Annotated in this window: 23 protein-coding genes and 7 tRNA genes; 14 read left to right on the top strand and 16 right to left on the bottom strand. The window is 72.0% G+C overall.

Annotation, left to right across the window (positions count from 1 at the left end; all coding sequences use genetic code 11):
* Positions 1-46: 46 nt before the first annotated feature.
* From pdxS to ACFU5G_RS19310, 8 genes are all read right to left on the bottom strand, one after another.
* Positions 47-961 (bottom strand): pyridoxal 5'-phosphate synthase lyase subunit PdxS, encoded by a 915-nt coding sequence (gene pdxS / locus ACFU5G_RS19345; RefSeq protein ID WP_377248318.1) that lies wholly within the window; start codon positions 959-961, stop codon positions 47-49.
* A gap of 138 nt (positions 962-1,099) precedes the next feature.
* Entirely contained in the window at positions 1,100-1,687 is a 588-nt protein-coding gene (locus tag ACFU5G_RS19340; RefSeq protein ID WP_377248315.1) for a hypothetical protein, read from the bottom strand.
* A complete protein-coding gene (locus tag ACFU5G_RS19335) occupies positions 1,684-2,880 on the bottom strand; it encodes a glycosyltransferase family 4 protein (protein WP_377248324.1) in 1,197 nt (398 codons plus the stop codon). The genes ACFU5G_RS19340 and ACFU5G_RS19335 overlap by 4 nt, the downstream gene beginning before the upstream one ends.
* 29 nt (positions 2,881-2,909) lie before the next feature.
* Complete coding sequence (locus ACFU5G_RS19330; protein ID WP_377248312.1) at positions 2,910-3,902, bottom strand: phosphatidylinositol mannoside acyltransferase; 993 nt, start codon at positions 3,900-3,902, stop codon at positions 2,910-2,912.
* Positions 3,902-4,570 carry a phosphatidylinositol phosphate synthase gene (pgsA, locus tag ACFU5G_RS19325; protein WP_377248309.1) on the bottom strand — a complete coding sequence of 223 codons (669 nt, stop codon included), beginning with the start codon at positions 4,568-4,570 and terminating at the stop codon, positions 3,902-3,904. The genes ACFU5G_RS19330 and pgsA overlap by 1 nt, the downstream gene beginning before the upstream one ends.
* An 11-nt stretch (positions 4,571-4,581) precedes the next feature.
* A complete protein-coding gene (locus ACFU5G_RS19320) occupies positions 4,582-5,142 on the bottom strand; it encodes an HIT family protein (RefSeq protein ID WP_377248306.1) in 561 nt (186 codons plus the stop codon).
* Between the two features lie 20 nt (positions 5,143-5,162).
* Positions 5,163-7,190: a threonine--tRNA ligase gene (thrS, locus tag ACFU5G_RS19315; protein WP_377248303.1), complete on the bottom strand. Its 2,028-nt coding sequence runs from the start codon at positions 7,188-7,190 to the stop codon at positions 5,163-5,165.
* Positions 7,191-7,316: 126 nt separating this feature from the next.
* Positions 7,317-7,502 carry a hypothetical protein gene (locus ACFU5G_RS19310; RefSeq protein WP_121383533.1) on the bottom strand — a complete coding sequence of 62 codons (186 nt, stop codon included), beginning with the start codon at positions 7,500-7,502 and terminating at the stop codon, positions 7,317-7,319.
* A 176-nt stretch (positions 7,503-7,678) separates the two neighbouring features.
* Here ACFU5G_RS19310 and ACFU5G_RS19305 point away from each other — a divergent pair, with 176 nt between their 5' ends.
* Positions 7,679-9,448, top strand: a complete 1,770-nt coding sequence (locus tag ACFU5G_RS19305) for a cation:proton antiporter (RefSeq protein WP_377248300.1) — start codon at positions 7,679-7,681, stop codon at positions 9,446-9,448.
* Positions 9,449-9,458: 10 nt separating this feature from the next.
* Entirely contained in the window at positions 9,459-10,163 is a 705-nt protein-coding gene (locus ACFU5G_RS19300) for a tyrosine-protein phosphatase (protein ID WP_377248297.1), read from the top strand.
* A gap of 95 nt (positions 10,164-10,258) precedes the next feature.
* Here the strand turns inward: ACFU5G_RS19300 and ACFU5G_RS19295 are convergent.
* The 4 genes from ACFU5G_RS19295 to ACFU5G_RS19280 form a co-directional block, all read right to left on the bottom strand.
* Positions 10,259-10,333, bottom strand: a tRNA-Val gene (locus ACFU5G_RS19295).
* A gap of 1 nt (position 10,334) precedes the next feature.
* Positions 10,335-10,405, bottom strand: a tRNA-Cys gene (locus tag ACFU5G_RS19290).
* A gap of 25 nt (positions 10,406-10,430) precedes the next feature.
* Positions 10,431-10,502: transfer RNA gene (locus tag ACFU5G_RS19285), tRNA-Gly, on the bottom strand.
* A 190-nt stretch (positions 10,503-10,692) separates the two neighbouring features.
* Entirely contained in the window at positions 10,693-11,571 is an 879-nt protein-coding gene (locus ACFU5G_RS19280) for a S1 family peptidase (RefSeq protein ID WP_377248294.1), read from the bottom strand.
* A gap of 274 nt (positions 11,572-11,845) precedes the next feature.
* Here ACFU5G_RS19280 and ACFU5G_RS19275 point away from each other — a divergent pair, with 274 nt between their 5' ends.
* The 3 genes from ACFU5G_RS19275 to ACFU5G_RS19265 all read left to right on the top strand — a co-directional run bounded on the left by ACFU5G_RS19275 (position 11,846) and on the right by ACFU5G_RS19265 (position 13,781).
* On the top strand, positions 11,846-12,244 hold the full coding sequence (locus ACFU5G_RS19275) for a PPOX class F420-dependent oxidoreductase (RefSeq protein WP_377248291.1): 399 nt from the start codon (positions 11,846-11,848) through the stop codon (positions 12,242-12,244).
* A 113-nt stretch (positions 12,245-12,357) separates the two neighbouring features.
* On the top strand, positions 12,358-12,924 hold the full coding sequence (locus ACFU5G_RS19270) for a dihydrofolate reductase family protein (protein ID WP_377248288.1): 567 nt from the start codon (positions 12,358-12,360) through the stop codon (positions 12,922-12,924).
* Between the two features lie 29 nt (positions 12,925-12,953).
* Positions 12,954-13,781 carry an MBL fold metallo-hydrolase gene (locus tag ACFU5G_RS19265; RefSeq protein ID WP_377248285.1) on the top strand — a complete coding sequence of 276 codons (828 nt, stop codon included), beginning with the start codon at positions 12,954-12,956 and terminating at the stop codon, positions 13,779-13,781.
* Here the strand turns inward: ACFU5G_RS19265 and ACFU5G_RS19260 are convergent.
* Entirely contained in the window at positions 13,772-14,623 is an 852-nt protein-coding gene (locus ACFU5G_RS19260) for a S1 family peptidase (protein ID WP_377248282.1), read from the bottom strand. The two genes, ACFU5G_RS19265 and ACFU5G_RS19260, sit on opposite strands and share 10 nt — an antisense overlap.
* Positions 14,624-14,904: 281 nt before the next feature.
* Here ACFU5G_RS19260 and ACFU5G_RS19255 point away from each other — a divergent pair, with 281 nt between their 5' ends.
* Complete coding sequence (locus ACFU5G_RS19255) at positions 14,905-15,420, top strand: GrpB family protein (RefSeq protein WP_377248279.1); 516 nt, start codon at positions 14,905-14,907, stop codon at positions 15,418-15,420.
* A gap of 103 nt (positions 15,421-15,523) precedes the next feature.
* Here ACFU5G_RS19255 and ACFU5G_RS19250 read toward each other — a convergent pair.
* The 3 genes from ACFU5G_RS19250 to ACFU5G_RS19240 form a co-directional block, all read right to left on the bottom strand.
* A tRNA-Val gene (locus tag ACFU5G_RS19250) sits at positions 15,524-15,595 on the bottom strand.
* 11 nt (positions 15,596-15,606) lie between these two features.
* Positions 15,607-15,677: transfer RNA gene (locus tag ACFU5G_RS19245), tRNA-Cys, on the bottom strand.
* A 64-nt stretch (positions 15,678-15,741) separates the two neighbouring features.
* Positions 15,742-15,813, bottom strand: a tRNA-Gly gene (locus tag ACFU5G_RS19240).
* A gap of 191 nt (positions 15,814-16,004) precedes the next feature.
* Between ACFU5G_RS19240 and ACFU5G_RS19235 the strand changes: the two genes are divergently transcribed.
* The 8 genes from ACFU5G_RS19235 (at position 16,005) to ACFU5G_RS19200 (ending at position 22,257) form a co-directional block, all read left to right on the top strand.
* On the top strand, positions 16,005-17,054 hold the full coding sequence (locus ACFU5G_RS19235) for a chorismate-binding protein (protein WP_377248321.1): 1,050 nt from the start codon (positions 16,005-16,007) through the stop codon (positions 17,052-17,054).
* A gap of 54 nt (positions 17,055-17,108) precedes the next feature.
* Entirely contained in the window at positions 17,109-17,957 is an 849-nt protein-coding gene (locus tag ACFU5G_RS19230) for a helix-turn-helix domain-containing protein (protein WP_377248276.1), read from the top strand.
* Positions 17,954-18,340, top strand: coding sequence for a VOC family protein (locus tag ACFU5G_RS19225; protein ID WP_377248273.1), 387 nt, complete (start codon positions 17,954-17,956; stop codon positions 18,338-18,340). Before ACFU5G_RS19230 ends, ACFU5G_RS19225 begins: the two co-directional genes overlap by 4 nt.
* A 46-nt stretch (positions 18,341-18,386) precedes the next feature.
* Positions 18,387-18,977, top strand: coding sequence for a dihydrofolate reductase family protein (locus tag ACFU5G_RS19220; RefSeq protein ID WP_377248270.1), 591 nt, complete (start codon positions 18,387-18,389; stop codon positions 18,975-18,977).
* 13 nt (positions 18,978-18,990) lie between these two features.
* Entirely contained in the window at positions 18,991-19,839 is an 849-nt protein-coding gene (locus tag ACFU5G_RS19215) for an aminotransferase class IV (protein ID WP_377248267.1), read from the top strand.
* An 83-nt stretch (positions 19,840-19,922) separates the two neighbouring features.
* A tRNA-Val gene (locus tag ACFU5G_RS19210) sits at positions 19,923-19,994 on the top strand.
* A 214-nt stretch (positions 19,995-20,208) separates the two neighbouring features.
* Entirely contained in the window at positions 20,209-20,466 is a 258-nt protein-coding gene (locus ACFU5G_RS19205; protein ID WP_377248264.1) for a hypothetical protein, read from the top strand.
* Positions 20,467-20,592: 126 nt separating this feature from the next.
* The gene (locus tag ACFU5G_RS19200; RefSeq protein WP_377248261.1) at positions 20,593-22,257 is read left to right on the top strand and encodes a beta-1,3-glucanase family protein; all 1,665 of its coding nucleotides are present in this window, start codon (positions 20,593-20,595) and stop codon (positions 22,255-22,257) included.
* Positions 22,258-22,331 lie beyond the last annotated feature (74 nt).

Genomic DNA, 22,331 nt, shown 5'->3' with positions numbered 1-22,331 from the left:
CCGGGGAGCCCTCGCTCCCCGGCGTCCGCCCTGGTCAGTCAGAGAATTACCAGCCGCGCTCGGCCAGCCGGTGCGGCTCCGGGATCTCGTCGACGTTGATACCGACCATGGCCTCGCCCAGACCGCGGGAGACCTTGGCGATCACGTCGGCGTCGTCGAAGAACGTCGTCGCCTTGACGATGGCCTCGGCGCGCTGCGCCGGGTTGCCCGACTTGAAGATGCCCGAGCCGACGAAGACGCCCTCGGCGCCGAGCTGCATCATCATCGCGGCGTCCGCCGGGGTGGCGATGCCGCCCGCGGTGAACAGCACGACCGGCAGCTTGCCGGTGGTCGCGATCTCCTTGACCAGCTCGTACGGCGCCTGGAGCTCCTTGGCGGCCACGTACAGCTCGTCCTCGGGCAGCGACGTGAGGCGGCGGATCTGCTGACGGATCTGGCGCATGTGCGTGGTCGCGTTCGAGACGTCGCCGGTGCCGGCCTCGCCCTTGGAACGGATCATCGCGGCGCCCTCGGTGATGCGGCGCAGCGCCTCACCCAGGTTGGTCGCACCGCACACGAACGGCACGGTGAAGTTCCACTTCTCGATGTGGTTCGTGTAGTCCGCGGGGGTCAGCACCTCGGACTCGTCGATGTAGTCGACGCCGAGCGACTGCAGCACCTGCGCCTCGACGAAGTGGCCGATGCGCGCCTTCGCCATCACGGGGATCGAGACGGCCTCGATGATGCCGTCGATCATGTCGGGGTCGCTCATGCGCGACACGCCGCCCTGGGCACGGATGTCCGCGGGCACCCGCTCGAGCGCCATGACGGCCACCGCGCCCGCGTCCTCGGCGATCTTCGCCTGGTCGGCGGTGACGACGTCCATGATGACGCCGCCCTTGAGCATCTCGGCCATACCGCGCTTCACGCGCGCGGTGCCGACCGTGCCCACGGTGTTCTCGCCGGTCACGGATTCAGTCACGGTTACCTCGCATAGTTCTCGCCGGTGGGATCGACGCCGGTCGTTCCGGGCGCGGTCGGCGCCCTGACTCGATCTTATCGCCCGGCCTGCGGCGTCCCTGACGCCGACCGCAGAACGGTCACCATCTGGACAACCCGGTCATCCCCCGGCCGGCTCCAGGCCGTGCGGCAGCGCGTCGTCGAGCTCGACGGTGCGCGGCATGGGCGCCCGCCCGGCCAGGTGGAACAGGCGCACGTACCAGAGCCGCCGCACCCGCCGGGTCTGGGCGACGGCCTCGTTGTGGAACCGCCGGGCCAGCGTCACCCGGTACCAGGCGGCGGCGAGCCCCTCCAGCACGTCACCGCCCGGCCCCGACCGCAGGTCGTGGACCGCCTCGGGCGAGCCGAACGCCTCGCGCAGCGTCGCCGTGAGCCCGGACTCGGCCCGCTCCCGCGCGGAGTCCAGCCCGTCCATCTTCAGCGCGGCGGCGGGCGAGGTCACCGCTCCGGCGTCGGACGCCGCATAGGCAGCGTCGGCCACCAGCACCGCGCTGGCCGGGTCCAGCGCGCCCGACGTCGCGAGCTCCACCGCGGCCGAGGCGCGCCGCACGAGCTGGGCGTCCAGGGCGATCCGCGAGGCCGCGACCTTGCGGTGCAGCCGGTCGATCCGCGAGGCGCCCTGCCAGGCGAACAGCAGGCCGACGACGACGGCGGCGAGTGCGGCCAGCGCGATCTCCGACCAGCTCACGTGTCACCCCCGACCCGGCGCGGGAACAGCCCCATGAACCGGCCCATCACGTCGCCGGCGATCGCGTGGTCGGCGTCGAGCGTCATCTCGTAGACGGCCAGGACCTGCTCCGTCACGCCCGACCAGTCGAACCGCTGGACCCACTGCGCGGCGTGGGCGCGGTAGGCGTCCCGGCGCGGCGGGTCGGCGAGCAGGTCCAGCACGGTGGTCGCGAGGTGGCCGGGGTCGCCGGTGCGGAACAGTGCGCCCGCGGCGCCGTCGTCCAGCACGCGCTGGAACGCGCCCAGGTCGCTGGCCACGACCACGGACCCGGCGCTCATCGCCTCCACGAGCACGATGCCGAAGCTCTCCCCGCCGGTCTGCGGGGCCACGTACAGGTCGGCGGACGCCAGCAGCGCCGCCTTCTCGGCGTCGGACACCGCGCCCAGGAACTCGACGGAGCCGGCCAGCTCCCCCAGGGTCTCCCTGGTCTCCGCGACGATGCCGTTGCCGCGCCCCGCCACCAGGAACCGCGCGCCGGGCAGCCGGTCCAGGATCGTGGGGACGGCCTGCACCAGGACGCCGAGCCCCTTGCGCGGCTCGTCGAGCCGGCCGAGGAACGCGATGGTGGGCGCGTCGGGCGTGCCGGTCCACTCCGGCCGCCGGGGGCTGGTCGCGAACACCTGCGTGTACACGCCGTTCGGGATGACGACGGCGTCGCCGCCGAGGTGGTCCACGAGCGTGCGGCGCGCGTCCTCGGACACCGCGATGCGCGCCGCGATCTTCTCCAGCGACTGCCGCACCAGCGGGTAGGCGACCTGGAGCGCCCGCGAGCGCACCTGCGAGGTGTGGAACGTGGCGACGACGGGCTCGGTGGCCTGCCACAGCGCGAGCATGGAGAGGGACGGGACCATCGGCTCGTGCAGGTGGACGATGTCGAACGGGCTGCCGCCGATCCCGCCCTCCAGCCAGCGCCGCACGCGCGTGGCGGTCAGCGGCCCGAAGGTGAGCCGCGCGACCGACCCGTTGTACGGCACGGGCACCGCGCGGCCCGCGGCGGTGACGACGGCGGGCAGCTCGGTGTCGTCGCTGGACGGGGCGAGCACCGAGACCTCGTGCCCGGCGGCCTGGAGCGCCTCGGCGAGGTCGCGCACGTGGAACTGCACGCCGCCGGGGGCGTCGAACGAGTACGGGCAGACGATGCCGACACGCAGCGTGCGGTGGCCCCGCCGCCGCACGGCCCTCATCCGTTCTCCTGGGCCCCGCGCCGCTGGGTCTCGCGTTCCTCGGCCGCGCGCCGCTGCGCCTGCCGCTGCCGCGCCGGGCCGAGGTCCGCGACGAACACGCGCTGCAGCATGTGCCAGTCGTGGGTGTGCTCGGCGATCGTCGTCGCGAGCTGGTCCACCCAGCCCTGCGTGAGCACGCGCGCCTGCTCGGCGCGCGGCAGCCCGGGGTCGGGCTCGGGCAGCGGCGGGTGGAACCGGATGACGATGCCCCACGGCGTGCCGGCCGACCGGCGGCGGGCGCCGCTCAGCCGCTCGTAGGTGATGCCGACGGCGTGCACGGGGACGCCGGCCGCCAGCCCGAGCAGGGCCGGTCCGGCGGCGACCCGGGCGCGGTGCCCGGCGAGGTCGACCTCGATGCCGGTCGAGGTGAGGTCGCGGTCGCTGAGCAGCGGGATCAGCCGTCCGCCCTCCTTGGCGCCGCGCACCAGCGCGCCGAGCACGTCGCCGTCGCCGAGGGCCAGCACGTCGATGCCGAGGGAGCCGCGGAAGCGCACGAACTGCTCGAAGAGCTCGTCGGGCTTGAGCCGCTCGGCCACGGTGAGCACGCCCGCGAGGTTCTGGGAGGCGTACGCGCCGGCCAGGTCCCAGTTGCCGAGGTGGCCCAGGGCGAGCGAGACGGCGCCGCCGTCGGCGATCACGGGCCGCACGTGCTCGTCGTAGCCCTCCAGGCGCACCCGGGCGCGGAGCTGGTCGGCGGTGACGCCCTGCAGCGTGAACGCCTCGCGGAAGTAGCGCATGTAGCTGCGCATGCCGACGCGGGACAGCCGGCGGACGGCCGCGGCGTCCAGGTCGGGCCGGACCCGCGCGTAGTTGCTCTCCATGCGGCGCACGCCCTTGCCGCGCCGCAGCCAGGCGACGTCGGCCACCACGGTGAACAGGCCCCGGAGCACGGGCTCCGGGATCTTCACCGCGTTGCGCCACGCGAACGTGTAGAACCTGGCGACGTCCATCAGGCGCCCTGCCCGGCCAGCGGACCCTCGTGCGGGTCGGTGCCGGTCTCGACGACCTGGCGCGTGAGCTGCGCCCGCACGGTGGCGATGCGCTGGAACACGGTCACCAGGCTCGCGAGCGCCAGGAGCGTGAGCACCACCTCGAGCACGACGACGGGCAGGCCCACCTGCATGAAGGTGAACGGGAGGAGCGCGACCAGGAGGCGGTCGGCGCGCTCGGCGATGCCGACCTGCGCGGTCGCGCCCACGCTCTCGGCCCGGGCCCGGGCGTACGGGACGACGCTGCCGAGCACCAGGCAGGCGAGCGCGGCGGCCGTGCCCCACAGGCCGTGGTGCTCGTCGGGGTGCAGCACGAACCAGAGGGTGATGCCGGCGAAGACGGCGCCGTCGGACACCCGGTCCAGCGTGGAGTCGAGGAACGCGCCCCACGGGCCGGAGCGTCCGGCCTGGCGCGCCATGACGCCGTCGAGCGAGTCGAACAGGACGAAGAAGCCGATGAGGAGGCCACCCACGAGCGTGTGCCCGGTGGGCAACAGCGTCAGGGCCACCGCGGTGACGACCACGGTGCCTGCGATGGTCACCGCGTCCGGTGAGACCCGCAGTGCCAGCAGCAGCCGCGCCAGGGGCGTGAACAGCCTGGTCATGAAGGAGCGCAGGCCCCGTAACATCAGTTCTCCTCTCAGCCCCCCGCGGTCTCCCAAGCCTCTGCGAGCCGACGGCGGGTGTCCGCCAGCAGCTCGGGCAACGCCTTGGTCTGGCCCACCACGGGCAGGAAGTTCGCGTCGCCCAGCCAGCGCGGCACCACGTGCTGATGCAGGTGCGCGGCGATGCCCGCCCCCGCGACGTCGCCCTGGTTGATACCAAGATTGAAGCCTGCCGGCGCGTGAACGGCACGCGACACGCGCATGGCCTGCTGAGTCATCTGCGCGAGCTCGACCGTCTCGGCGTCGGTCAGGTCCGTGTAGTCCGAGACGTGCCGGTACGGGAGCACCATCATGTGCCCCGAGTTGTACGGGTACAGGTTCAGCACCACGTAGCAGTCCCGCCCGCGGGCGACGACGAGGCCCTGCTCGTCGTCGCCCTGCGGGATGCGGCAGAACGGGCACTGCTGGGTGGTGCCGTCGGCGGGCTTGTCCTGCCCGCCGATGTAGACCATGCGGTGCGGCGTCCAGAGCCGCTCCAGGTGGTCCTCGGCCGGGCCGAACGCGCGGGGCGACTCGGCGGTGGGCTCGCTGCTCATCTGGCGCCCGTCAGCCGCCGTCAGACCTGGACGCGGTCGCGGACCGCGGCCACGATGCGCTCGACGGCGTCGGCGACCGGCACGCCGTTCTCCTGCGTGCCGTCACGGAACCGGAAGGACACGGCGCCCGCCTCGACGTCCTCGCCACCGGCGATGAGCACGAACGGGACCTTCTCCTTGGCCGCGTTGCGGATCTTCTTGCCGAACCGGTCGTCGGACAGGTCGAGCTCGGCGCGGATGCCCTGGGCCCGCAGCTGGGCGACGACGTCCTTGAGGTAGTCGTCGAACGCGTCGGCCACGGGCACGGCGAGCACCTGGACGGGTGCGAGCCAGGCCGGGAACAGCCCGGCGTAGTGCTCGATGAGCACGCCCATGAACCGCTCGATGGAGCCGAACTTGGCCGAGTGGATCATCACCGGCTGCTGGCGGGTGCCGTCCGCGGCGGTGTACTCCAGACCGAAGCCCTTGGGCTGGTTGAAGTCGTACTGCACGGTGCCCATCTGCCAGGTGCGGCCGATGGCGTCCTTGGCCTGCACGGAGATCTTGGGGCCGTAGAACGCGGCGCCGCCCGGGTCGGCCACGAGCTCCAGGCCGGTCTCGCGGCCCACGCGCTCCAGGATCTCGGTCGCGGCGGCCCAGTCCTCGTCGGAGCCCACGAACTTGTCCGGCTTGGAGTCGTCGCGCGTGGACAGCTCCAGGTAGAAGTCGTCCAGGCCGAAGTCGCGCAGCACGCTGAGCATGAAGTCGAGCAGGTGCTTGACCTCGCCCGGCGCCTGCTCCGGCGTCACGTAGGAGTGCGAGTCGTCCTGCGTCAGGCCGCGCACGCGGGTCAGGCCCTGCACCACGCCCGACTTCTCGTAGCGGTACACCGACCCGAACTCGAACAGGCGCAGCGGCAGCTCACGGTAGGAGCGCCCGCGCGAGGCGAAGATCAGGTTGTGCATCGGGCAGTTCATGGCCTTGAGCCGGTACTTGGACCCCTCGAGGTCCATCTCCGGGAACATCGTGTCCGCGTAGTACGGCAGGTGGCCCGAGGTGTGGAACAGGCCGTCCTTGGTGATGTGCGGCGTGCCGACGTAGGAGAAGCCCTCCTCGATGTGCCGCTGGCGGACGTAGTCCTCCATGACCCGCTTGATCACACCGCCCTTGGGGTGGAACAGCGGCAGGCCGGAGCCGACCTCGTCGGAGAAGCTGAACAGGTCCATCTCGGCGCCGATGCGCCGGTGGTCGCGGCGCTCGGCCTCCGCGAGCCGCTCCAGGTACGCCTTGAGCTCGTCCTTGGTGGGCCACGCCGTGCCGTAGACGCGCTGCAGCATCGGGTTCTTCTCGCTGCCGCGCCAGTAGGCGGCGGCGTTGCGCATGAGCTGCACGCCGTTGCCGATCAGGCGGGTGTTCGGCAGGTGCGGCCCGCGGCACAGGTCCTTCCAGACCACGGTCTCGCTCTCGCGGCCGGCGCCCCGGACGTTGTCGTAGATGGTCAGCTCGCCGCCGCCGACCTCGACGTTCTCGCCGCTGTCGCCGTCGGCCGCGCCGCCCTTGAGGCCGATGAGCTCCAGCTTGTAGGGCTCGTTCGCGAGCTCGGCGCGCGCCTCGTCCTCAGTGACGACGCGGCGGCGGAAGGTCTGGCCCTCCTTGATGATGCGGCCCATCGTCTTGTCGAGGGCCTTGAGGTCCTCGGGCGTGAACGGCGTCTCGACGTCGAAGTCGTAGTAGAAGCCGTCGGTGACGGGCGGGCCGATGCCCAGCTTGGCGTCCGGGTTGACCTGCTGCACGGCCTGCGCCAGCACGTGCGCGGCGCTGTGCCGCAGCACGGCCAGGCCGTCGGGCTCGCCGATCGTCACCGGCTCGACCTTGTGGCCGGCCGGGATCTCGCGGTCGAGGTCCCACAGCTCGCCGTCCACGCGCACGACGACGACGTCGCGGCGGTCGCCGTACAGCTCGACGCCGGTGGTCGTCGCCGTGGTCGTCGTCGCCTGCGTGGTGGTGTCAGCCGGGGACTCGCCACCGGCGAGGTCGGTGGGGCTGGGCGGCGATGCGACGTCGGACACAGGAGTGCTCCTTGAGACGAAAGGCAAATGGATCGAGGGGCACCGTCCGCGCGGACGGTGCCCCTCGATCGTACCGATACAGTGCCGGTCCCGTGCCCGCGGTCGCACCGCGGGCGGACCGGCGGATCAGCTCTGGCCGAAGTCCTTGGCCTTCTGGCCGAGCGTGTCGATCGCACCGTCCGCCTTGTCCGGCGCGATCTCCTTGAGCTTGTCGGTAGCGGCGTCGACGTTCTCGTCGGTGAGCTGCTCCTTCGCCTTCGCCAGGTTGTCCGGGTCCGTCACGAACTCCTTGGCCTTGTCAAAAAGCCCCATGTCCGACTCCTTCTCGACACGGCACACAAGGTGCGCCCCCTGCGCACGACGGGGTCCCGTCGGCACCCTGAACCTACGCGCACCGGACGGGCCGCGCACGGCAACCTCGTCCCACCAGGTTTCTCGCGCGGCGGAAAGAATCGGCGGACGCCGCCCGCGTCTCGTAACGTCAGCCTGTGGAGTACCTGATCGTCGCAGTCGTCGCCGCCATCCTCATCATCGCCGTCACCGCGCTGGCGCCCAAGGCAGGCGTCGCCGCGCCGCTGGTCCTGGTGGTGCTGGGCGCGGGCGTGAGCCTGTTGCCGTGGGTGCCGGCGGTGGAGATACCCCCCGAGGTGATCCTCGGCGGCGTGCTGCCGCCGCTGCTCTACTCGGCGGCGGTCGGCCTGCCGTCGATGGACTTCCGGCGCGACTTCACGGCCATCGGCGGGCTCTCCGTGACGCTCGTGGTGATCAGCTCGGTGCTGCTCGGCCTGCTCTTCCGGTGGCTCATCCCCGGGATCGACCTGGCCACGGCCATCGCCCTGGGCGCGATCGTCAGCCCCACCGACGCCGTGGCGACCTCGATCGTGAAACGGCTCGGGGCCTCGCCACGCAGCGTCACGATGCTGGAGGGCGAGTCCCTGCTCAACGACGCCTCCGCGCTGGTGCTGCTGCGGTCCGCGATCGCGGCGACCGCCGCCTCGGTGAGCCTGTGGGGCGTCGTGGGCGACTTCGCGTACGCGGCCCTGGTCGCCGTCGCGATCGGCGTGCCCGTCGGCTGGCTGGGCCTGCGGGTGCGCCGCCGGCTGGGCCACGCCGCGCTCAGCACCGCCATGTCGTTCGTGGTCCCGTTCGTGGCCTACATCCCGGCCGAGGAGCTCGGCGCGTCCGGCCTGGTCGCCGTCGTCGCGGCGGGCCTGGTGACCGGCAACGGCTCCCCGCGCTACCTGCGCCCGCAGGACCGCATCGCCGAGCGGTCCAACTGGCACACCGTGGAGCTGCTGCTCGAGGGCGCGGTGTTCCTGATCATGGGCATCGAGCTGTTCGGCCTCATCGAGGACGCCGAGGCCGGGACGGGGTCCGTCTGGCAGGCCGCCGTGGTAGCGGCCGTAGCGAGCCTCGCGATCCTCCTGGTGCGCACCGCGTTCGTGACCCCGCTCATCGCGATCCAGGGCCGCCGGGCCCGCCGGGGCGAGGCCGTGCGCGAGACCCTCACCGCGTTCCAGGACCGCATCGACCAGCGGGCCGCCGCGACCCCGCCACCGGCCGAGCCCGCCGAGGGCGGGCGCGGGCGCAAGGGCCGCCGCTCCACCGCGGAGCGCCTGGAACGCATCCAGGGCACGCTGCGGCGCCGGACCGCCGACATCGACTACGACCTCTCCCGGCCGCTCGGCTGGCGCGAGGGCACGCTGCTGGTGTGGGCGGGCATGCGCGGCGTGGTCACGCTGGCCGCGGCGCAGACGCTGCCGGCCGACACCCCAGGTCGGTCGTTCCTGATCCTGGTCGCGTTCGGCGTCGCGTTCGGCACGCTGCTGGTCCAGGGCAGCACGCTGCCGTGGGTGGCGCGCCGCCTCGGGCTGGTCGGGCAGGACACGGCGGGCGACCTGCCCGCCCTGCGGCGGGAGCAGGAGCGGGCGGCGCGCGCCTTCCTGGCCGAGCCGCACCGCCCGGACGGCACGCCGTACGACGCCGGCGTGGTCGCCCGCGTACGCAAGGACACCTTCCGGGAGCACGAGTCCCAGGACGAGGACGCGGTGCTCACCAAGGAGCGCTTCATCCAGTACCGCGAGCTGCGCCTGGCCACGATCGCCGCCCAGCGCGAGGAGCTGCTCGCCGCCCGCTCGGCGGGGACCTTCGACTCGGCCCAGCTCGGCACCGCCCTTGACCTGCTGGACGCCGAGCAGATCGCCGTCGAGATGCGCAAGGGCAAGTTTTCGCTGCGCGAGGAGGACCCGGAGCGCTAGCCTCCCCGACGTGACGCACTACACACCGCTCCACCTCGACTGGCCGGGCTGCCTCAACGTCCGCGACCTGGGCGGGCTCCCGCTCACGGGCGGTGGCGCCGTCCGGGAGCGCGTCCTGGTGCGCTCGGAGTCCCCCAGCTACCTGACCGACGACGGCGTCACCGCCGCCGGGGCCTACGGGCTGTCGCGGATCATCGACCTGCGCCGTCCGGAGGAGCTGGTGGAGTGGCCCAGCCGCCTGGCGGACCTGCCCGGCTACCTGCACCTGCCCGTGCAGGGCGCGGACGAGCCCGAGGAGGGCCCCTGGGTGCCCCTGTACCAGGGCCTGCTGGACCGGCACCCGGAGCTGTTCGCCCGCGCCGTCGCGGCCGTCGCGGAGGCACCCGAGGGACCCGTCCTCGTGCACTGTGCCGCCGGCAAGGACCGCACCGGGCTGGTCGTGGCGCTCGCGCTCAGCCTCGCCGGGGCCGACGTCGACGCGCTCGCCGACGACTACGAGCTCACCAACGAGCGGCTCGCTCCCCGGTACGTCGAGCGAGCGACCGAGCCCGGCTACGACCCACCCGCCGAGCGCCTGGTGCCGCCCACCCGGCACGTGATCCTCGGGGCGCTGAAGCACCTGGAGGCGCGGCACGGCGGCGTCGAGGCGTACCTGGCCGACGGCGGGCTCACGCCGGAGCACGTGCGGGTGCTGCGGGACCGGCTGGTCGGCTGAGCCGGAGGTGCAGCCGAGACAAGTGGAGCCTGACCGGGCGCCGTCGGCCGCCGTCGGGCACGAGAAAGGCCCCGGACCGAGGTCCGGGGCCTTGCTGGTGGGCGATACTGGGATCGAACCAGTGACCTCTTCCGTGTCAGGGAAGCGCGCTACCGCTGCGCCAATCGCCCGAGGTGGGTACGGGATTCGAACCCGTGTGTACGGCTTTGCAGGCCGCTGCCTCGCCTCTCGGCCAACCCACCGTGCTCCCCACCAAAGCGGGTATCGAGCGGATGACGGGACTTGAACCCGCGACCCTCACCTTGGCAAGGTGATGCTCTACCACTGAGCTACATCCGCGCTATGACCATCCAGAACCCTGCGGTCCTGGCGTGGTGACGCTCCGGAAGAGTAGTTCACAAACGGCGTGCCGGTCCAATCGAAATGAGCGCGCCACCTGCGGGCGCGCGTTCTGGCCGCCGCAGGACGCGGACGGCGCCACCGGGATGGTCCGGCGACGCCGCCCGCGCAGGTCAGGAACGGGCGCGCGTCAGTAGATCGAGACGCCGTACGCGCTGAGCGCCTCGGTCACCGGCTGGAAGAACGTGGTGCCGCCCGAGGAGCAGTTGCCGCTGCCGCCGGACGTGATGCCCAGCGCCGTCGACCCGCTGTACAGCGCGCCGCCGGAGTCGCCGGGCTCGGCGCAGACGTTCGTCTGGATCATGCCCGACACGACGCCCTCCGCGTACCGGACGGACACGTTCAGGGCGGTGACGGTGCCGGAGTGCACCCCGGTCGTGGAGCCGTCGCGCGTGACGCGCTGGCCCACGTAGGCGTTGCCGGCGGTGTAGCCGCCGGGGTGGCTCAGCGACGTGTTGTCGTACCGGACGATCGCGTAGTCGTTGCCGGGGAAGCTGGAGCCCACGGTGGCGCCGACCAGGGTGGTCTGCGCCGAGTTCGTGTACCAGGTGGGCACCGAGTTGCCGCAGTGCCCGGCGGTGATCAGGTAGTACTGGCTGCCGCTGCGGACGTTGAAGCCCACCGAGCAGCGGTAGCCGGAACCGTAGATCGCGTCGCCGGAGCCCAGCAGCGGCTTGAAGACACCGGCGGTGCGCTTGACGGTCAGCGCGTCCTTGTCGGCGCCGGCGGCCGCGCGGACCTGGGCGAGCTCGGCCGCGGAGACGGTCGAGTCGGCGGTGACGACGACCTTGCCGGTGGCCGTGTCGGTGTACCAGGCGACGCCGTCGACGTCGGCCTTGCCGACAGCGGCGTGCACGGTGGCGAGCTCGGCCACGGTGGGCCGGTCGGGCGCGGCGACGGCCGCCGGCCCGGCGAGCGTGGACGTAGCAAGCCCGAGCCCTGCCGCGAGCGCGATGAGACGGGCCTTGCTGGCCGAACCGGGGCGGATCGTGGTGCGAGTGAACCTCATGGCACATCCTCCTGGGTTGTGGGCACGCTGGCTGCGTGCCCTGCTCGGCAGGAACGGGGCGCCGTCGCCTGCCGTCTCGCTGGCCGAGAGTATTGCCGCCGGACAATTCACCCCACAAGGGCTCGAACCAGTTGTAACCGGCTGGTAACGAAATCGGGGCTGACGAAGTCCTTTCACCCTGCAAAGTCATGGATCGACAGGGTTAAACCTCACGCTCAGGCGTCTTTTCACCTCATAACCCTCGGCAGGGGCAGGAGGGGCTATGTTCGGCGGCATGAGTGCTTCCGACGTCATCCCCGCCCACCTCATCCACCTGCTCGAGAAGCCGAACTACGCGTTCCTCGGCACCATCCGCCCCGACGAGACCGTCCAGGTGAACCCGATGTGGTTCGACTTCGACGGCGAGAACCTGCGGTTCACGCACACCACCTACCGCGCCAAGTACCGCAACCTGCAGCACAACCCGTCGATGAGCCTCGCGATCCTCAACGACGAGAACGCGTTCAACTACATCGAGGTGCGCGGAAAGCTCGTCGAGGTGGTCCCGGACCCGACGGGCGACTTCTACGTGCACCTGGGCAAGCGGTACGGCAACGCCGAGCAGCAGCCGCCCGCCGACAGCGCGGACCGCGTGATCCTGGTGATGAGCATCGAGCACTACACGACGCAGTAGCCGCGTCCCGGACGGCGGCCTCGCGGGTGGCCGCGGCGGGCCGCCGTCCGCCACCGATGAGTTTCCTGCGCTCGGTCGGTCACCACGGGCACACACCAACCGAGGAGAGACCGATGCAGAAGCTCATGGTGGACTTCATCATCTCGCTGGACGGCTACGCGGCCGCCGAGGGCTGGCCCGGATTCTGGGGCCTGGAAGGCCCGGAGTACCTCGCCTTCCTCGGTGAGGACGGCGAGAACCAGCACACCACCCTCATGGGCGCCACCACGTACCGGCTGATGCACGGGATGCTGGCCGAGGCGCCCGAGGACCCGATGGCCGACATGCCCAAGGTGGTGTTCTCCTCCACCCTGCAGACGCCGCTGTCGTGGGCCAACACCGAGCTGGTCAGCGGCGACGCCGTGAAGGCGGTGCGGGAGCTCAAGGAGACCTCGCCGCGCCCGCTGCGCACGCTCGGCAGCCTCAGCCTGAGCCGGTCGCTGCTCGAGGCCGGTCTGGTGGACAGCTTCCGGGTGGTCCTGTTCCCGGTCATCACGGGCGCCAGCGGCCGGGAGCGCATCTTCGACGCCTACCCCGACGTCGCCCTGGAGCTCGTCGGCAGCCGGATGTTCGACGGCCGGCTGCAGCTGCTGGAGTACGCGCCCACCGTGCTCGACGGCCCGCCCGGGGACGGCAGCTGAGGCCGGACGCGCGGACGAAGGGAGACGCCATGCTGACACAGGTCGCGGAGGGCGTTCTGGTCCACCAGAGCGAGCTGCTCCGGAACAACACCGTCGTCGTGCGGGGCCAGGACGGCGTGCTGGTCGTCGACGCCGGGATCACGGGGGCCGAGCTGGCCTGCCTCGCGAACGACCTGGGCGAGCTGGGCCTGCCGGTCGTCGCGGGCTTCTCGACGCACCCCGACTGGGACCACGTGCTCTGGCACACCGCGCTCGGCGACGCCCCGCGCTACGGCACGGCCCGCTGCGCGGCCGACATGCGGGACCTGAGGTCGGCCGCGGACTGGCGGTCCCGGGTCACCGAGGGGCTGCCGCCGGAGATCGCCGACGACGTCCCGCTGGACCTCTTCGGCCTGGTCACGGGGCTACCCGCCGGGACCGCCCGGATCCCGTGGGACGGCCCGGACGTGCGGATCATCGAGCACCCGGCCCACTCCCCCGGCCACGCGGCGCTGCTGGTCGAGGGCAGCGGTGTTCTGGCCGCCGGCGACATGCTCTCCGACGTCTTCGTGCCGATGCTCGGCGAGTTCACCGACGCGGGCGACCCGGTCGAGGAGTACCTCACGGGGCTGCGGGCCCTGGAGGACGTCGCGGGCGACGTCGGTGTGCTCGTGCCGGGGCACGGGTCCGCCGTCGCCGGGACGGACCGGGTGCGCGCCCGGATCGACCTGGACCGGGCGTACCTGCACGCGCTGCGGGACGGGCATGCGCCCCGGGACCCGAGGATCGACGCGGCCGAGCCCGGGTGGGAGTGGGTGAGCGCCATCCACGAGGGTCAGGCCGCGGGCCTGGCGCGGTGGACCGAGCGTCACCGGTAGAACTGCACCCCGTACGCCTCGAGCACCGGCTTGATGGGCTGGTACAACGAGAGCCCCGGAGCGGGGCAGTTGCCGCCGGCGGAGCCGGACGTGATGCCCAGGGCGTGCCTGCCACTGGACAACGGGCCCCCGGAGTCGCCGGGCTCGGCGCAGATGTTGGTCTGGATCAGGTTTCGCACCAGGTCACCGCCGGGGTACCGAACGGTCACGCCGACGGCGGTGACGACTCCCGAGTGCTTGCCGGTCGTGGAGCCCACGCGGGTCACCTTCCGGCCCACGTAGGCTTTCCCCGGTACAAAACCGCTGGGGCGGACCAGCGACCGGGAGTCGTAGCGGACGAGCGCGTAGTCGCCGCCCGGGAACCGGGACTTCACGGTGGGGCCGATCTTCTGGGTGTTCTTCCGGCCGATCCGCCAGGAGGCCACGTCGTTGCCGCAGTGCCCGGCGGTGATGAGGTAGAGCTTGGGGCCACGGCGGACGTTGAAGCCGAGGCTGCACCGGGTGCCGGAGCCCTGGATGGTGGCTCCCGGGGACCCCGGCTGCCGCACCGGTCTGAACTCGCCCTCCAGCCGCTGGAGGTCCAGTGCGCCGATCTTGTCGCCGGCCGCCCGGCGCACGTCGTTGCGCTCGCCACCCGTGACCGTGGAGTCGGCCATCACGACCACCTCGCCGGCAGCCTTGTCGGTGTACCAGGCGACGCCCTCCACCTCGGACTCTCCGATGGCCGCGTGCAGCTCGGCGAGCTCGGCGTCGGTCGGCTCGTCGGAGTCCACGGCCTGCGCGGGGGCGGCCGTGGCCGGTGCCATGAGCCCGAGGACCATGGCGAGAACAGCCAGACGCACCCGCCTCCTGGCAACGGGGCGAGATGTGGTGGGACGTGTGTTCATGACGACCTCTCAGCGTTGAGGCCGGCCGGCGGCTTGTTCCGCGAGGTGCGCGACCGCGCGCCCTCGACGTCGTCCGTCCGGTCGGCACGGTCCAGCTCAACCTGACGTAGTTCGGCTTCAGCACTTCCTCGCCGAATTTAACCCGCTCCGCGCGGAGTCGCATGGCGGGGCCGGGCATGCGAAAGGCCCCCGGGTTGGCGTCTCCGCTACTGTCGTCTGCGATCAGGAAGGCGAGGATGCTCGAGGAATATGACGCACGGTGGCCAGCGACATTCGAACGCGCAGCCTCCGAACTGACCAAGGTCGAGCCGTCCTGGATCGTGGAGCACATCGGCTCCACAGCCCTCCCGGGGATGGCGGCCAAGCCGATCATCGACCTCGCCGTCCGGGTCGGCTCGTTCGCCGATGTCCAGGCCCGGTTCGACAGCCTCGCGACATACGGATGGCTGAGAATCGCTCGGGGCCCGCAGTCCCATCTGGTCCTGGTCAAGCAACAAGGGCCACGACGCACCCACATCGCTCATTTCTTCACCACCGAGCAGTGGAGCACCTGCAATCAGCGGATCTTCCGCGACTGGCTGCTCACGCACCCGCAGGACGCGGCGCGGTACCTCGAAGTCAAGCGGGCGGCCGCGGACCACGCGACCGACGGACGCGACTACACCGCCCGCAAGACTGCGGTCGTGCAGGAGATCGTCGACCGAGCTCGCGCGGCCCAGGGGCTCCCGCTGGTCGATGTCTGGGAGAAGTAGGGCGCCGAGGACGGCACAGGCACCACGTCGTCCATCAGCACCGAGACATGCGAAAGGCCCCCGGGTTGGCGTCTCCGCCGGCCCGGGGGCCTGTACTTACGCGTGGGCGATACTGGGATCGAACCAGTGACCTCTTCCGTGTCAGGGAAGCGCGCTACCGCTGCGCCAATCGCCCGTCGTGCTGCGAGGTGGGTACGGGATTCGAACCCGTGTATACGGCTTTGCAGGCCGCTGCCTCGCCTCTCGGCCAACCCACCGCCCGGCCAGACTTCGACCGACGGGTGCTCTCTTCAGCCGAAGAATCACGAGAGCGACTTTCCGAGCGGATGACGGGACTTGAACCCGCGACCCTCACCTTGGCAAGGTGATGCTCTACCACTGAGCTACATCCGCGAAGCCGGGCATCCTGGGGTTTCCCCCGGTGTTCCGGCGTTCTGAACATTAATCGAACGGAGGGCGAACCGTCCAATCGCACGCGCCGCCCGTACGGTTGTCCCGTGTCACCCAGCCCGGCCCATCTGCCCGCAAACCGCACGATCTCCCCGGTTCCGTCCCACCGCGACGTCCCGGCGACCGCCCCTGAAGTGACGGGCGCCACCGGCTGGGCGAGCTTCGCCGGACGCGTCGCGACCGACGCGGTCGAGTGCATCGACGTGCGCGAACAGCCCGAACGGCTGGAGAAGGGCACCTGGTTCGTCGTCGCCGACTTCGAGGGCCCGGCGCGCGCCTGGCGCTTCGCCCGGGTGCACGACGCCGGTTCGGACCACACCGGAAACTGGCACGGCCCGGCGTCCGACACGTGGACATCCTCGATGGACCAGGCCGCCTACGAGGACGCCGTGCGCCAGGTGCGCGCGCACGTGCGCGAGGGCGACGTCTACCAGGCCAACATCTGCCGGGTGCTGTCGGCACCCCTATCCCCCGACGGCGCCGAGCCCGACGCCCGGGCCCTGGCCGCGCGCCTGGCCGCCGGCAACCCCGCGCCGCACGCGGCCGCCGTCCACGTGCCGGCCGCGACCGGGCTGGACCCCGTGTGGGTGGTGAGCGCCTCGCCCGAGCTGTACCTGTCCCTGACGGACGGGCCCGACGGGCTCGTCGTCGAGTCCGGGCCGATCAAGGGCACGGCCCGCACGCCCGACGGCCTGACCGACAAGGACCGGGCCGAGAACGTGATGATCACCGACCTCGTGCGCAACGACCTGCAGACCGTCTGCCGCCCGGGCACGGTCGAGGTCACCTCGCTCCTCGCCGTGGAGGAGCACCCCGGCCTGGTGCACCTGGTCTCGCGCGTGCGCGGCACGCTCGCCGACGACGTCGTGCGTCCCGGCGAGCTGTGGCGCCGGCTGCTGGCCGGGACCTTCCCGCCCGGTTCGGTCTCGGGCGCGCCGAAGTCCAGCGCGCTGCGCATCATCGGCGAGCTGGAGCCCGCCCCGCGCGGCCCGTACTGCGGGGCCGTGGGCTGGGTCGACGACGGCCGGGCGTCCCTCGCCGTCGGCATCCGCACCTTCTGGTGGGCCGACGGCGTGCTGCGGTTCGGCACGGGCGCGGGCATCACGTGGGGCTCGGACCCGACGGCGGAGTGGCACGAGACCGAGCTGAAGGCCGAGCGGCTGGTGGCGCTGGCGTCGTCCTGAATGGACGGGCGGGTGCCAGGTTCGGGTGTCGGAGGTCCGGGCTACCGTGGATCCGTGGCTCGCGTCCCTGGCCCCGGGGTCCCGGAGGTCCTCGCTCCCTATGTCACCGCGGTCGTGCCGTACGACCTCGACATGGGAGCCCCGGGCGTGCACCGGGGCATGCCCGGCACCGGGCTGACGTCCGAGCTGCCGCTCGGCGAACCGATCGACGTCTCGTGGGCCGGGTCGGCCGGTTCCCGGCGCCAGGCCTGGTCGTGCGTGTCCGGCCTGCACACCCGGCCCGCCGCCATCCACCACCACGGATACCAGCGCGGCATCAGCGTGACCCTCACCCTGCGCGGCGCCCGGGCACTGCTGGGCGTGCCGGCGGGCGAGCTCGCCGGTGAGCTGACCAGCCTGCCGGAGGTGGCGCCGCACCTCGCGCACCTCCCCGAGCTGCTCGCCGGGTCCCCGGACGGCGCGACGGTCACGCGGGTCCTGGTCGACCGGCTCGCCCGGGCCGGGGAGCCGGGTCCGCGGGCCGACGTCGGGCGGGCGCTGGCCCGCATAGCGGGCGGCGGCCAGGTCCACCAGGTCGCCGCCGAGCAGGGCTGGAGCCGCCGCCACCTGCAGGACCTGGTCCGCGCCGAGTGCGGACTCACGCCGCGGGACCTGCGGCGGGTCGCCCGGCTCGCCCGCTCGCGCCGCGCCCTCGTCGTCGCCGCCCGGTCGGGACGCGTCGGCCTGGCCGACGTCGCGGCGGCCGCCGGGTACGCCGACCACGCCCACATGACCCGCGAGTGGGTCGCCCTGGGCGGGTGCACGCCGTCCACGTGGCTGCGCGAGGAGCTCCCGTTCGTTCAAGACGTCGCCGACCCGGCCGGGGCATCGTGGGAGGCACCCGACCGAGGAGAACGATCATGAGCACCGGACTATGGGTGACCCTCAGCTACCGCGACGCGGACGCCGCCCTGACGTGGCTGAAGGCCGTCGGCTTCACCGAGCGTGCCGTCTACCGGGACGACGCCGACCCCGCCGTCGTCCAGCACGCCGAGCTGACCTGGCCGGAGGGCGGCGGCGTCATGCTCGGCACGCACCGGCCCCGGCCGCAGTGGCCCGACCAGGTCGGGACGGGCTCGGCCTACGCCGTGACGGACGACGTCGACGGCACCTACGCGGCCGCGCTCGCGGCCGGGGGATCCAGCCTCCGGGAGCCCGTCGACCAGGACTACGGCGGCCGGTCCTGCGTGGTCCGCGACCCGGAGGGCAACCTGTGGAGCTTCGGGAGCTACCGCGGCGAGGCGTGATTCCCGGCACCGATGAGTTCCGGCGGCCGCCGCCGTCAGACCACGCATGGGAATCGTGAAAGCAGACCTGGCAGTCTCGCTCGACGGCTACTCCGCCGGGCACGACCAGAGCCTGGAGCACCCGTTCGGCCCGCTCGCGGGCGAGCGCCTCCACACCTGGATGTTCGAGTACGGCGACGCGCACAAGGCCGAGGCGGACGCCATCGTCGGCGCCGCGGCCTACATCATGGGCCGCAACATGTTCACCGCCGGCCGCGGGCCGTGGGACCTGGACTGGAAGGGCTGGTGGGGCGACAACCCGCCGTACCACGGGCCGGTCTTCGTGCTCACGCACCACCCGCGCGAGCCGATCCCGATGGAGGGGGGCACCACGTTCTACTTCGTGACCGACGGCATCGAGAGCGCGCTCGCCCAGGCCCGGGAAGCGGCCGGCGACGGCGAGATCTCCGTCACGGGCGGGGCCACCACGGTCAACGAGTACCTCGCCGCCGGACACATCGACGAGCTGCGCCTGCACGTGGTGCCGTTCACGCTCGGCTCGGGCACCCGCGTGTTCGACGGCGTGCCGCCCATCGAGTTCTCGTCCACCAGCGTGCGGCACACGCCGGAGGTCACCCACGTGACCCTGCGCCGGTGACACACTGGGCGGCATGACGGTCATCTGGACAGAGGGGCGCATGGTCGCGCCCGGCGAGGCCGCGCTCAGCGCGGTGGACCACGGCATCACGGTCGGCGACGGCGTCTTCGAGACCTGCGCCGTCCTGAACGGGCACGCGTTCGCCCTGACGCGCCACCTGGCGCGCCTGGAGCGGTCGGCGGCCGGCATGGGCATGGCGACCCTGGACCTGCGCAAGGTCCGGGACGGCGTCGACGCCGTGCTGGCCGCCTCGCCCGACGCGGGGCGCCTGCGCATCACCGTGACCGACGGCGTCGGCCCGCTGGGCTCCGGCCGTTCGGACGGGCCGCAGACGGTGGTGGTGGCCGCGACCGAGGCCGTCGTCGTGCACACCGGGCGCGCCGCCCGCTCACCCTGGACGCGCAACGAGAACAGCGCGGTCGCGGGCCTGAAGACGACGTCGTACGCCGAGAACGTCGTCGCTCTGGCGGACGCGATCGGCAAGGGCGCCGACGAGTCGGTCTTCGCGAACACCGCGGGCGACCTGTGCGAGGGCACCGGCTCGAACGTGTTCCTGGAGCTCGACGGCGAGCTGGTGACTCCCCCGCTCAGCGTGGGCTGCCTGGCCGGCATCACGCGCGAGCTGCTGCTCGAGTGGGGCACCGAGGCGGGCCTGCCCGTACGCGAGGCCAAGGAGGGCGAGCTGCCGTTCTCGGTGCTCGACCGGGTCTCGTCCGGCGAGGCGCGGATGCTGCTGACCGGGTCCGTGCGCAACGTCCAGCCGACGGTCTGGCTCGACGGGGTGGACCTGCAGATCGGCGAGCTGTCGGCCGCCGCGCGCGACCTCTTCGAGCGCAACATGCGGGAGCGGACCGACCCCTGACACCCTCCGGCGATTCGGATTTCGCATCCGCGCTCGAACCAGGCTAATATCGTCCACGCACGCTCCGACGGGGCAGGCAGCACGGGCGATTGGCGCAGGGGTAGCGCGCTTCGTTCACACCGAAGAGGTCACTGGTTCGATCCCAGTATCGCCCACCGTGCGGAAAGGCCCTCCGGCCAGCGGAAACGCTGAGCGGGAGGGCCTTTCACGTTGCCTGGGTGTGCCGCTACTGACCAGCGTTCACCAGGCCGGGATCGGCCGTATAGCGCCGGGATACGGCCCTCCATCGCCTGCTGAACTTCCATCAGCCCGGAACTTCACCCGCCAGGCCCCTCGTCGCCGCCTCGTCCGGCCAGGACCATGTGCGACATGACTGATGCGACCAACGGCGTCCAGAACTCCCCGACCGTGGCAAACAAGTCGGCGGGCCCCATCACCCTGGGGCTGGCCGGGCTGATCATCGGAATCCTCCTCATGACCGCCGGCGTCGGCGCCTTCGGAGCCACGGGCGCGATCATCGGGTTCGCGGCCCTCCTGGTCGGCCTCGCCGCCCTGCTCGACGGGGTCCACAAGCTCGTCCAGAACCTCGACAACGCCACCCAGGCGATCCTGGACCGGCGGCAATAATCACCCGCCCGGGTGAAAAACAGCGACCGACCCGTGACATTGGCAGGGTTCCTCACTAATATCCGATTTCCTGACAGTCCAGTAAGTACAACGGCGTGCTACCCGGATACCCGAGGAGATCTCCCCATGTCACGAACCCCGTCACGTGCTCGAAGGTCCAGACTCCGACCCCGCAACCTCCTGGCCGCGTTCGGCGCGCTCGCAGTCGCGGCCGCCGCGCTCGTCGTCGCGCAACCCACCCCGGCGACCGCGGTCCCCGCCACCATCCCCCTGACCATCACCAACGACTCCGGACGCGGCGACCAGGTCTTCGTCTACGTCCTGGGCGACCCGGGCACCGGCCAGCTCGGCTGGGCGGACGCCGCCGGCGCGTTCCACGCCTGGCCCACCGTGGGCGGCACTCCCGTCGACGCGCCGGACGCCTCGATCGCCGGGCCGGCGGACGGACAGTCCAAGACCATCCAGCTGCCCAAGATGTCGGGCCGCGTGTACTTCTCCTACGGCAGCAAGCTCAGCTTCAAGGTCGTCAACGACGGCCGCCTGGTGCAGCCCGCGGTGCAGAACCCGAGCGACCCGAACCGCAACAAGCTGTTCAGCTGGACCGAGTTCACCCTGAACAACGACGGCCTGTGGATCAACAGCACCCAGGTCGACTTCCTCTCCGCCCCGTACCAGACGGGCCTGCGCAAGGCCGACGGCACGGTGATCAGCACGGGCATGCTCAAGCCGAACGGCTACCAGAACGTCGTCAACGCCCTGGCCGCGACGCCCGGCTGGACCAACCTGGCGCAGCGCGCCCCGGACGGCTCGCTGCTGCGCGTGCTGGCCCCGGGCCACGCGATCGGCACCGGGCAGATCGACGCGAACATCCTGTCGTCGTACGTGGACCAGGTGTGGGCCAAGTACACGAACGAGAACCTCACCGTTGCGCCCTACTCCTACGACCCCGCCGCGGTCTTCACCGGCCGGGTGCAGAACGGCGTCATGCGGTTCACCAACTCCTCGGGCGCGTACGTGACCGAGTTCCGCAAGCCGTCGAGCGACTCGGTCTTCGGCTGCTACAACGACCTGGCCGCGCCGAACAACGACATCGGCGCCATCGCCCGCACGCTGTGCGCCGGCTTCCACCGCTCCACGCTGCTGACCCGCACCACCCAGCCGGGGACCAGCACCTCGGGCTTCTACGAGGCGTCGGTCACCGACTACTACTCCAAGTTCATCCACCAGCAGATGGCCAACGGCAAGGCGTACGGCTTCGCCTTCGACGACGTCCTGGCCCAGGAGTCGCTGGTGCACGACGGCAACCCGTCCGCGGCCTACATCCAGCTCGACCCGTTCTCGGGCACCGCCACCCCCATCTCCGGGTCCGACGGCGGCGGGGGCGACGGCGGCACCGGCACGCTCCCCGCGGGCACCGGCCCGGTGCACGCGTCCAACGGCATGTGCGTGGACGTCCCCTGGGCCGACTCGGTCAACGGCAACCCGCTGCAGATCGTCAACTGCACCGGCAACACGGCGCAGACCTGGACCCGGTCCAGCTCGACGCTCGCAGCGCTCGGCCGCTGCATGGACGTCGCGTCGGGCGGCACCGCAGACGGCGCCGTCGTGCAGCTCTGGGAGTGCAACGGCACCGGCGCGCAGAGCTGGACCTACCGGTCGAGCGACCAGGCGGTCGTCAACCCGCAGTCGGGCAAGTGCCTGACGGCGGTCGGGGGCGCTCCCCTGCACGACGGTCAGCGCCTGGAGATCCGCACCTGCTCCGGCACGGCCGCGCAGCGCTGGACCTTCTGAGCCAGCCGCCGAAGCGACTTCGGTCGGTTGTCTTGAGACCGGTGGGACCAACGCCCGGACTCACGACAACCGAC

The organism is Promicromonospora sp. NPDC057488 (assembly GCF_042802395.1).
Classification (GTDB): domain Bacteria; phylum Actinomycetota; class Actinomycetes; order Actinomycetales; family Cellulomonadaceae; genus Promicromonospora.
The sequence above is the reverse complement of the archived record's forward strand: the minus strand, read 5'-3'. Positions and strand labels throughout refer to the sequence as shown.